At 32.9% G+C, this 10899-nt stretch carries 10 protein-coding genes and 1 pseudogene; 1 reads left to right on the top strand and 10 read right to left on the bottom strand.

Going from position 1 to position 10899, the window contains the following annotated elements; translation table 11 throughout:
- Nucleotides 1-275: pseudogene (locus E0F76_RS19430) on the top strand (IS110 family transposase); the annotation flags it as partial.
- A 209-nt stretch (nt 276-484) separates the two neighbouring features.
- Here the strand turns inward: E0F76_RS19430 and E0F76_RS19070 are convergent.
- The 10 genes from E0F76_RS19070 to E0F76_RS19025 all read right to left on the bottom strand — a co-directional run.
- Nucleotides 485-1984: an FGGY family carbohydrate kinase gene (locus tag E0F76_RS19070; RefSeq protein ID WP_132010095.1), complete on the bottom strand. Its 1500-nt coding sequence runs from the start codon at nt 1982-1984 to the stop codon at nt 485-487.
- 54 nt (nt 1985-2038) lie between these two features.
- Nucleotides 2039-2914 (bottom strand): ABC transporter permease, encoded by an 876-nt coding sequence (locus E0F76_RS19065; protein ID WP_246022114.1) that lies wholly within the window; start codon nt 2912-2914, stop codon nt 2039-2041.
- A gap of 101 nt (nt 2915-3015) precedes the next feature.
- Entirely contained in the window at nt 3016-4506 is a 1491-nt protein-coding gene (locus tag E0F76_RS19060) for a sugar ABC transporter ATP-binding protein (RefSeq protein ID WP_132010089.1), read from the bottom strand.
- Nucleotide 4507: 1 nt separating this feature from the next.
- Complete coding sequence (locus E0F76_RS19055; protein ID WP_132010086.1) at nt 4508-5122, bottom strand: DUF2291 family protein; 615 nt, start codon at nt 5120-5122, stop codon at nt 4508-4510.
- 1 nt (nt 5123) lies between these two features.
- Entirely contained in the window at nt 5124-6044 is a 921-nt protein-coding gene (locus E0F76_RS19050) for a D-ribose ABC transporter substrate-binding protein (RefSeq protein WP_132010083.1), read from the bottom strand.
- Nucleotides 6041-7003 (bottom strand): transketolase family protein, encoded by a 963-nt coding sequence (locus E0F76_RS19045; protein WP_132010080.1) that lies wholly within the window; start codon nt 7001-7003, stop codon nt 6041-6043. The genes E0F76_RS19050 and E0F76_RS19045 overlap by 4 nt, the downstream gene beginning before the upstream one ends.
- Nucleotides 7003-7845: a transketolase gene (locus E0F76_RS19040; RefSeq protein WP_220398952.1), complete on the bottom strand. Its 843-nt coding sequence runs from the start codon at nt 7843-7845 to the stop codon at nt 7003-7005. The genes E0F76_RS19045 and E0F76_RS19040 overlap by 1 nt, the downstream gene beginning before the upstream one ends.
- An 8-nt stretch (nt 7846-7853) precedes the next feature.
- Nucleotides 7854-9257, bottom strand: coding sequence for an L-fucose/L-arabinose isomerase family protein (locus E0F76_RS19035; protein WP_132010077.1), 1404 nt, complete (start codon nt 9255-9257; stop codon nt 7854-7856).
- Nucleotides 9258-9301: 44 nt separating this feature from the next.
- On the bottom strand, nt 9302-10063 hold the full coding sequence (locus tag E0F76_RS19030; protein ID WP_132010074.1) for a DeoR/GlpR family DNA-binding transcription regulator: 762 nt from the start codon (nt 10061-10063) through the stop codon (nt 9302-9304).
- Nucleotides 10064-10580: 517 nt separating this feature from the next.
- On the bottom strand, nt 10581-10899 hold a 319-nt coding region (locus E0F76_RS19025), incomplete at its 5' end, for a LutC/YkgG family protein (RefSeq protein WP_165932751.1).

The raw sequence follows: 10899 nt of genomic DNA, 5'->3' as shown, positions 1-10899 counted from the left end.
AAATATTTAAACAAGCAGCCCAAAGCTTATTAGTTAGTAAACAACCAGGCTTAGGAGCTTTTGCGAGAAAACTTAAAGCCAGAAGAGGAGCGGCAATAGCAATTAAGGCAACTGCAAGAAAAATTGCAGAACTCTATTATAAAACATTTGATAATGGAATGCAATATGTAGAAAAAGGCGTGGAAATATATTTACAACAACAAAAGGATCAACAAATAAGATTTCTAACCAAAAAAGCTAAAGACTTAAATATGCAACTTATTATGATTCAGTGATTTATGTAAAAACGTCAATGGTAGGAAACTTCTCGATACATTTTTTATTAGTAAAGCGATAGCATTACTAATAAAAAACACTCGAAAAGACGTGTTAATACTACTATAGGAATTTGTGAAATTTTAGTACTATAGAATTGGTGAAAATTAGTGTAATTCATGGCAAAAAAATACCCATACAATTATAACCATTTTTTGACAAAGGTAAACTATCTTCTGTTTATTTTGTCTTTCCAACCTCGATAACCGATTCGTACTAATTCGTTATTAGCATTCGTAAAAACTTGTTCCGTTTGCTTTTTGTTAATTGCAGAAAGTTGCTCAATACTTTTGTATACACCGCTTTTTAGTCCAGATAAATAAGCTGCTCCTAATGCAGAAACATCTGGATTTCGTTGTTTATTTAGAGGAATGCCTAATAAATCGGATAGAAAGTGAATTACAAATTTATTTTGAGTTAAACCTCCATTAACAGAAATTGACTTTAATGTAGCTTGCATGTCTTTTTCCATTGCTTCAACAACATCTTTTATTTGGTATGGGATACTTTCTAATGCCGCTCTAACAATATGATTTTTGGTAGTTCCAAAAGTCATTCCTTCGATTGAAGCTTTTCGACTCATTTGCCAATGTGGCGCACCTAATCCACTAAAAGCAGGGATAAGATACACACCCGCATTATCTGTAATAGCATTTGCCATGGCTTCGGTATCAGAAGGTTTGGAGAATAATTCCAATTCGTTTTTTAACCATTCAATTGTAGAACCGCAGGAAACAATTGCACCTTCAAGTGCATAATCCACACGTCCTTCAATACTCCAACAAATGGTGGTTAGCATTCCAGAATTAGATAAAACAGCTTTGTCACCAATATTCATCATAATAGAACTTCCCGTTCCTAGAGTTACTTTGGCAGTACCTTTCTCAAAACAACCTTCTCCAAAAGTAGCAGCATGAGAATCTCCTATTAAAGAAGTAATAGGAATGGAATGTTGATTTCCATCTTTTAAAATTTCTTCTAAATCAAATGCACCAAAATTGTATGAAGAGGCACATGGTTCCGGAAGATTTAAGTTTAATAATCCCCAAGTTGCTAAGATTTCAGTATCCCATTTTAAAGTATGGATATTAAAAAGTAAAGTTCTTGAAGCATTAGTATAATCCGTTTTAAATTGTGTTCCATTGGTTAATTTGTACAAAAGCCAACAATCTATAGTTCCAAAATAAACTTCTCCGTTTATTATCTTTTCTTTTAATTCATTGTCGTTTTCAACAAGCCAAAGTAATTTTGTTCCTGAAAAATAAGGATCTAATAACAAACCTGTTTTTTGTTTGATAAAATCGTTTTGTCCTTTTGCTATTAAATCACCACATATTGAGATCGAGCGCTTACATGCCCAAACAACAGCTGGTGATAATGCTTTTCCATTTTTATCCCATAGAATGAATGTTTCTCTTTGATTACTGATTCCGCAAGAGATAATAGCTGAAGTATTAAATCCTTTTTGTTTAAAATCATTCAAGCATTCCTTAACAGAATCGATTACATTTTGAAAAATATCTTCAGGGTTTTGCTCTACAAATCCATTGTCAAAATAATTCGTTTTTAGGTCCACACAGCCTTTTGCTGTAGCTTGTCCTAATTCATCAAAAAGTATTGTTTTAGTACTACTTGTACCTTGGTCGATGGCAAGAATATATTTTTTCATTTATAGAAATAGTTGCATAATAGTTCTCTGGATTCAAAATTGAACTTGAGAGCTTTATTTGTTTTTTTGGTTCATTTTATCGATGATTACCGCTAAAAGAATAACGATACCTTTTACAACTTGTTGCCAAAAAGGGGATACATCTAGTAAAACTAGTCCGTTATTTAACACACCAATAATTATTGCTCCAATAACTGTTCCCGTAACAGTACCCACACCACCAGAAAGTGAAGTACCTCCAATTACTACAGCAGCAATTGAATCTAATTCATAACTCATACCCGCATTAGGTTGCGCAGAGTTTAGTCTAGAAGTTACTAAAACACCACCTACAGCCGCCATTACTCCAGCGATACCATACACGGCTAGTTTTACTTTATTGATATTAATACCAGATAAAAAAGCTGCTTTTTCATTTCCTCCAATGGCATAAATGTATCTTCCAAAAGTAGTTTTGTTTGTTAAAAACACAACGATTAGTACCATAACTAATGAAATCCAAACTGGTACAGGAATCCCTAAAAACCAACCAGATCCAATAAATTCAAAATTAGGACCTAAATTAGAAATAGGAATACCTTTTGTATAAAGCATAGTAAGACCACGTCCAATAGTCAACATAGCCAAAGTTGCCACAAAGGGAGGAATAGAGAATTTAGTAATTACCCATCCGTTAAAAAGGCCTAAGGCCATACCAACGAGCATTGCTGCAATAATTCCTCCTAAAACAGTGAAACCAATAAATAAATCCAAGGACTCAAATGAAAGCCCGCCTTTTAATAAACCAGCACAAATAGCAGCCGAAAGTCCCAAAATAGAACCTACAGATAAATCAATTCCAGCCATTAAGACTACTAAGGTCATTCCGACAGAGATACAAACATTTACTGAAATTTGTCTTAATACATTCCAAAGATTAGTGCTGGTCATAAATTTATCAGATAGTAGGCTGATAAATAAACACAAAAGAAAAAGTGCAATTAAAGATTGCGATTTCTTGATAATAGGGTGGTTAAAGGATAGCGTCATAATTATTCTGGTAAGGCTGATTTTAATAATTTGTCTTCAGTAGCTTCTCTTGCAAGAAAAGAATCTTTTAATTTTCCGTCAGCCATCACAAGAATCCGATCTGAAAGTGCTAGGATTTCTGGGATTTCTGACGAGGCCACAATGATACTCATGTTGTTTGCAGCAAGTTCTTTTATTAAATTGTAAATTTCATTTTTGGCATTAATATCGATTCCACGGGTTGGTTCATCTAAAATTAAAATTTTAGGATTCGTTACCAACCATTTAGCTAAAACTACTTTTTGTTGATTACCACCGCTCAAATTTTGGCATAATTGAGTTTCTGAAGGTGTTTTGATACTTAACTTTTCTATGTAATATTTTGCTGAATTCTTGCTTTTGGTATTATTTAAAATACCAAAAGTAGGCAGTGTAGTTAAACTTATATTAGAAGAAATATCCATTCCTAAAACTAGTCCTTCTGTTTTACGGTCTTCTGTTACAAAGGCTAAGCCATTTTCAATTGAATCTTTAGGCGTTTGGTGAAAAGCTTTTTTTCCATCAATTTCTAATTGATAGTCACTAGTCTTAGGATGCATTCCAAATATGGTTTCTAAAAGCTCTGTTCTTCCAGCACCCATCAAACCAAAAACACCTAGAATCTCTCCCTTTTTTAATTCAAATGAAATATCTTGAAGTATTTTTCTGTTTTTAATAACAGGATTTATTAGGTTTAAATCTTTAACTTTTAAGATGGTACTATGAAACTGGGTTGCAGTATTTTTTTTCTCAATGAGTACTTCTCTTCCTACCATTTTTCGAATTAAATCTTGTTCCGTGGTATTTTTCATTTCTCCTGCATCTATGGTATTCCCATCTCTTAATACAGTATAATTCTCAGCAATTCTAAATAACTCATCCATTTTATGAGAAATATAAACAATAGTTTTACCTTCAATTTTTAATTCACGAATAATACGGTGTAAGTTTTCAATTTCACTGTCACTTAGTGCAGAAGTAGGTTCGTCCATTAAAATAACATCAGCATTACAAAGTAGTGCTTTAGCAATTTCGATTAATTGTTGTTCACCTACTTTTAGTTTTTGTACTAAAGTTTTTGGAGTAACATTTAATTGAATTTTTTTAAAAATTATTTTGGCTTCAGCTTCCATTTTATTGGTGTCTAAAAGCCCTAACGGAGTGATTATTTCTCTTCCTAGGAATAAATTTTCGGTTACACTAAGTTCAGGAATCAAGTTCAATTCTTGATGAATAATAGCAATGCCCGCATTTTGAGCTTCTTTTATATTTGAAAAAGTAACGGTTTCACCATTTAACTTAATTTCGCCATCATATTCGTTATAAACGCCTGTCAAAATTTTTAACAAAGTCGATTTACCCGCACCATTTTCTCCCAATATGGCATTTACTTTTCCAGGATAAAATTTAAAATATACCTGATTAAGTACCTTTACACCTGGGAATTCTTTTGATATCTTAACTGCTTCTAACAACTTATTGAAGTTTAATTTGAGATGGAATAACTATAATATCTTTAAACAAATTTTGATTTTTTCTTAATTTTATCGCTCCTGAAAATGCTATACTATCACCAATTTTAATTGTCTTAATTGCTTTTGGTATAACTTCATTTCGGATGATATCATTCAAAGATTCCGATACTTTGTTAAATTGAGAATTTGTTTTAAAATCAGTCAGTTTTACCAGACCAGATGCATCTCGAATTGCGTTTCCAAAAATGTATTTAGTGTCAATGTAAATAATTCCATTTTTTTTATCAGCAATAGTATAAACACCATCTTTAATGTCAAAAATTTTCCCTGTACTTTCAATCATGAAAAAAGCTGAATTACCTATTCCAAGGCGGTTTCCGTGTTCTTTAAAAGCCATTTCAGAGTTAGTTTGTACTAAGGAAATTAAATCTGTTAAAGCAATGTTTTTTTTGCTTTTTAAAATACCTTTGAAATAAATTGAATCGACAAAAGCTTTGAAGTCAAAATTTTCTTTTTGAGCATTTTTAACAGCGCTTAGTTTTTTGAAATAAACCGATTTATATCCTAAAAGGGCTACTATTAGAATAACTAATATATAAATATATATTTTTTTCATGTTAATAGTCTTTTATGTTTGATGCATTTATTAATTCAACTTCGACAGGAACTCTTTGAGGAAAAGTTCGTCGGCCTTTAAAATATTCATCGGCATATTGAGCTGCAGTTTGTGCCATCACTTTTGGAAATTGCATCCCTGTCGCTATAATTTTCTTTTCTCGAATTTTTTCAATTACATCACTAGCTCCATCAAAACCAAAAATTTTAACTTTATTTGCTTTTCCTGCTGATTGTAAAGCTTGAAAAGCGCCCATAGCCATAGCATCATTACCACAAAAAACGGCATCAATATTAGGATTAGCTTGCATGATCGTTTCTAAAACTTCCATTGCTTTATTTCTATCGAAATTTCCACTTTGTTGAGCAACCATTTTTAAATTAGGAAATTTATCAACTACAGAATGAAATCCTCCTGATCTAGCCCATGTATTATTATCTCCTACTAACCCTATGATTTCTACATAATTACCTTTCTCTTTTAGCTCTTTTACAAACTCTATTCCTATGGCAACACAGCCAGAATAATTATCCGAAAGAATTTGACTCGTAGCCGCATCATCGGCATTGATTTCTCTATCCATACAAAAAACTGGAATTCCAGCCGTTTTTGCTTTTAGAACATTAGAAATAGAACCGTCTGAATCTGTAGGATTTAAAAGAATAGCATCATAACCTGAGGATATGAGGTTTTCGAAATTGTCTGATTCTACAGCGGGATTGTTTTGAGAGTCAAATATTTTAGCTTCATAGCCTAGTTTTTTAGCATTTGCAGCAGCTGATTCGGCAAGCATTACAAACCAAGGATTGTTTAATGTTGAAACCACTACTGCGATTTTTGGTTTTCCAGATTTTTCTTTTGAAGAACATCCAAATACGAAAATCAGCGTCAAAATAACTAAAGAGAGGTGTTTTATTTTCATAGGTTAAATAAGTTTAAAGCCGTATTTTTTAATCCTACACCTGAAATGCCATAGTGGTTAAAAATTTCATTTTGTGAACCTGAAACGGTGTGGTCATCAGGTAATCCTATGATTTTAAATTTATTTGTAAACCCTTTTTGGAATAATAAAGAAGCTACTGCTTCACCTAAACCTCCGTAAATAGAATGTTCTTCTACAGTAATTACAGGTTTACCATTAGTAGCTGTAGCTAATAATAATTCGTTATCAAGTGGTTTTATAGTATGGATACTGATTATTTTGCATGAAATATTATGCTCATTTTCTAGCAGTTTTGCAGCTTCTACACAAGGTAAAACGGCTTCTCCAGTAGCAATAAATGTGATGTCAGTTCCTTCTTGAATAATACGTCCTTTACCAATTTTAAATTCCGAATCAACTTCGTTTGATTGCAAGTTAGCTGGCATTCCTTTTTTACCAAAACGGATATAAATAGGACTTTTCATTTCGGCAGCTTGTTTAATAGCTTCGGCAGTTTCAAAATTATCGGCAGGAGCTACAATACTAATATTGTTAATTGCTCTTAGTACAGCATAATCATGCAAACTATGGTGAGTAGTACCTAGTGCTCCGTAACTTACTCCAGCACTAATTCCTATTAATTTTACAGGATTGTCTGAGTATGCTACGTCATTTTTTATTTGTTCCAATGCTCTAGCGGTTAAAAAACAAGCAGGAGAAACAGCAAATGCTTTCTTACCCATACTGGCTAATCCTGTAGCGACACCTACTAGGTTTTGTTCTGCTATACCCACTTCAACAATTTGTTCAGGATATTTTTGACCAAAAGGCACTAGTTTTCCAGAGCCACGAGAATCGCTCGTAACTACCATGATATCCTTATCTGTTTCGGCTAAATTTTGAAGTACTTCTGAAAATACTTCAAGGTTTGCTAAAGTTGCTGTTTTTATTACTTCCATTATTTTAAAACTGTTTCAAGTTCATGTAATTGATGATCTAATTCTTGCATAGCTAATTCATATTGTTCTTTGGAAGGAACTCCATGATGCCATTTTATTACATTTTCCATATAGCTAATTCCTTTACCTTTGGTAGTATGCGCTATAATGAAGGTCGGTTTTCCTTTAATTACTGGTAAATTATTAAAAGTGTTTGAAAGTTCTTCTAGATTATGCCCATCTACATGTTTTACTGCCCAGCCAAAAGCTGCTAGTTTTTGGTCAATTGGCTCTAAGCCCATAACTTCAGCATTAGGAGCAGTAATTTGTAATTTATTATAATCTAATATAGCGCATAGGTTATCTAATTTATAGTGAGCGGCAAACATCATTGCTTCCCAGTTAGAACCTTCAGCCATTTCGCCATCACCTAAAACGGTAAAAACTTTTACAGGAGAATTATCTTTTTTAGCCGCTAATGCCGTTCCAGCACAAATAGGTAATCCATGTCCTAGTCCACCTGTGTTTTGTTCAATTCCTGGGATCGATTTTGTAGGATGTCCTATATAGGGTGATTTGTATTGGCACATCGTCAATAAATCTTCTTCAGGAAAAAAACCTTTGTCGGCTAAAACTACATACAAAGCTTCTACACAATGTCCTTTGCTTTGAATAAATCGGTCTCTATTATTAGAATGAAAATTTTCTGGAGAAACGTTCATCACATTATTGTATAGCACGTTAAGAATATCTAAAATTGACAAACTTCCGCCAGTATGTCCTGCTTTAGCATTATAAATATACTTAAGTACTTTCTTTCTGTTCTCAATTGATTTCCGTTTTAATTCTTTTAAATGCATCATCAAACCTTTTAGTGTTTATATACTTCCCAACCCATATAATTACCAAGCGCTTCTTCTAATATTCCAGCTGTTTTAGAAGCATTCATCACTACATGGTGTTCGAATCCGTTTTTGCAAATGTATTGCATCAACCCCTGGAGATTAGGTATTTGAGCCACTGCTCTATTTCCAAATGTGTTAAGTGCGTCATCAGTAAGTTCTCCTTCTCCGATGTAAACTTTGATAATACCTTTAGGGTCATCAGTACTGATTCGACCATAAGTTAGCGGCATTGCTGGTGTTCTTCCGTCTAAAGCTCCATAGGTGTTTTCCTCACCAACTGTTGTTCCTAAAATAGGAGCGGTGCTTAATGTGATGTCAGGTAGGAATGATTTAGCCCAGTTACCGCAGTGAAATAAAACACATTTTTCAGGGTCATCAGCATAATTGTTATTCCAATCTACAAGTGCGCTTGGCGAACCTGAAGCTAATTGCATTGCATACATAGTCAAGGTTCCAGTAACATCGACTTCGCAAGCACTTGGTAACATATTTTCACTCATGATACTCATGCTAGTACATACATTACAACCATAATTTTGTTGCAAAGAAGTCCAACATTGTATTGCAGTAGCATCTAATGACTGTTCTTCCATGAATTCTTTTAAAACCACATCTAGTTTAGCAATTTGTAACATAGCTTCATTTGGAGTTTTTCCTTGAGCTACATACGCATTGATTGATTTAAGATGACGTTTTACTGATTCGTCGTCGGCAGTTAATTTATTGGCTTTGCCTAAAATTTCAGATAAATCTACAGTGGTTACTGTGATACCATTTCTTTGCAATATCTTTTCAGAATATCGAACTGTATTAAATGCGCCTGGTCTTGCTCCTATGGCTCCAATACGCACACTTCTCATCCCTTTAACGACTCTACAAACAGCTGTAAAATCTAATAAGTCTTTTTGGAAAACAGCATCAGAAGGACTAGCAACATGTTGACTCGTTATGCTATACTTTATACCGTATTGGTATAAATTATTACAAACTGAAATTTTTCCACACCATGAATCACGTCTGTTCACTACGTTCATTTTGGTTAATTCATCAGGGTAGGCTTGAATTAACACAGGAACATTAAGGTTAGCTAATTTTAAAGTGTCTGCAACTCCTTTTTCATCTCCAAAGTTTGGTAATATTACCAAAACTCCCATAATTTCATCTTGGTGTTTTTTGAATAATTCAGCACATTTTTGAGCTTCTTTATAAGTTTCTACGCCGCCAAGTTTAGTTACATTACCATCTAATAAAATAGGTTTGATATTTAATTTTTCAAAAACCTCAATTATTTCAAGCCTTGCTTTTTCGACTAAACTGTCAGGGAAAAAATCTCTATTTCCAATTATTACTCCTAATGTTGATGTTGTCATTTTTATCTTTTTTATTATAATTTCTTCTTTTTTATTTTTATCTATTATGATACTATTACTTCAATTTCATTATCCCTAAATACTTGTTTGTGTTTTTCTTCAATTTTATCATCAGTTATGATGTAGTCAATTAAAGATAATGCCCCTAAACTGGCTAGTGCGCTTTTTCCCATTTTTGAACTGTCAGCTACAAGATAAGTAACTTCTGCAGCATCAATCATCGCTTTTTTTACTACTAAATCACTTATACTAGGATAGGTAAGCCCTGACTTTAAAGAGATTCCAGCTGTAGCTAAAAATAATTTTTGTACATTTAATCCTTTAAAGAAATCTGCAGCTTTTTGACCAGTTAATGATAATGTAGGAGGTTTAAATTCTCCTCCAGTCATAATGACTTCAATATCTGGATCTGTTCCTAACAATAAAGCAATATTTAAGGCGTTTGTAATTACCGTTAATTGTTTAAAACCTTTTAGTTTTTTTGCGATTTCAGTAGTTGTTGATCCCGAATCAAGGATAATAGTATCCCCATTTTCAATGAACTCTAAACATTTTTGAGCAATAGCTGATTTTTGCTCTAAGTTTTCCTGACGTTGTAAAGTAAAACTTCTTACTTGATCGACTACATTTTTTATGCTTGCCCCACCATGTTCTTTTATAATAAGATTTTCGCTCTCTAGTTTTTCAAGATCCTGACGTATAGTTACTTCTGTAACTTTGAATAAACGTGATAAGTCAATCACTTTAGCGAATCCGTCTTCTTTTAAAAGATCTAATATTTTTTCTCTTCGTTGATTTGGCAACATAATTTTAGTTTTTATAGATGTGAAAAACAAATAAATAGTAAGTACAAAACAAATATAAAACAAAATAAAAGAAAATAAACGATAATAAAAGAAAATAAAAACTTATTTATTTTCTTTTATTATTTTGTTTGAAAATCAAATTACCCTGTATAGAATAATAAGTGATCAAGTCTAAAAATTGTGAGGAAATATTAAAAAAGAGAAGAAATACTTCATCTTTATTTAAAAGAGATTAATTCGATTCCAAAAGAGTACCGTCATAACAAATTAAGTCCCAAAGGATTCTTTGATGAGATAACTGTTCAAGATTTTCTAATTTGCGGACATCAGGCATACCTTCCTATTGCAGAAGATGGCTTAATGAAGAACCAAGCAAATCAAATTAATCTACACCTACCTTTCTACTACAAACTCAAAAAATTAGAGGCTTTACTCTTCGCTAATGTAACTACTTTTTACTTATTTTTTAATGTAAGACTATCTTTTAAAACTATATAAGTATAACTCTTAAGAAAACCTAACCCATAATAAACACCGTTAATCCTCTAGCGCCATGTGCTCCCAAGACTAAAGATTGTTCAATATCAGCTGTTTTGGACGGACCCGCAATGAACGTTCCAAAACCATATTCTTGGTTACCAATGCGATCATACGCTTGATGCATCGTCGTGATAATATCGTTTTTATTGACTACAATAGCCAAATACTGCGTAATAAAAGGTGCTACTCGTTGTCCTAAAATATCGTCAGTTACCCAAAGAGCTGAATTCTCGGCCACTCCAAAATGGGCTTTTACTAGGGTTAATTCCACATCTTCTAAACTATGGGGATCATCA

Source organism: Flavobacterium cellulosilyticum (assembly GCF_004349355.1).
GTDB lineage: Bacteria > Bacteroidota > Bacteroidia > Flavobacteriales > Flavobacteriaceae > Flavobacterium > Flavobacterium cellulosilyticum.
Note: the sequence above shows the minus strand (reverse complement) of the source record. Positions and strands in the feature narration are given on the sequence as shown.

What these genes read in the sequence shown, in the direction of transcription:
- E0F76_RS19070 (WP_132010095.1), bottom strand. Translation starts at nt 1,984, where the DNA reads ATGAAAAAATATATTCTTGCCATCGACCAAGGTACAAGTAGTACTAAA.
- E0F76_RS19065 (WP_246022114.1), bottom strand. Translation starts at nt 2,914, where the DNA reads ATGACCAGCACTAATCTTTGGAATGTATTAAGACAAATTTCAGTAAAT.
- E0F76_RS19055 (WP_132010086.1), bottom strand. Translation starts at nt 5,122, where the DNA reads ATGAAAAAAATATATATTTATATATTAGTTATTCTAATAGTAGCCCTT.
- E0F76_RS19050 (WP_132010083.1), bottom strand. Translation starts at nt 6,044, where the DNA reads ATGAAAATAAAACACCTCTCTTTAGTTATTTTGACGCTGATTTTCGTA.
- E0F76_RS19045 (WP_132010080.1), bottom strand. Translation starts at nt 7,003, where the DNA reads ATGGAAGTAATAAAAACAGCAACTTTAGCAAACCTTGAAGTATTTTCA.
- E0F76_RS19040 (WP_220398952.1), bottom strand. Translation starts at nt 7,845, where the DNA reads ATGATGCATTTAAAAGAATTAAAACGGAAATCAATTGAGAACAGAAAG.
- E0F76_RS19035 (WP_132010077.1), bottom strand. Translation starts at nt 9,257, where the DNA reads ATGACAACATCAACATTAGGAGTAATAATTGGAAATAGAGATTTTTTC.
- E0F76_RS19030 (WP_132010074.1), bottom strand. Translation starts at nt 10,063, where the DNA reads ATGTTGCCAAATCAACGAAGAGAAAAAATATTAGATCTTTTAAAAGAA.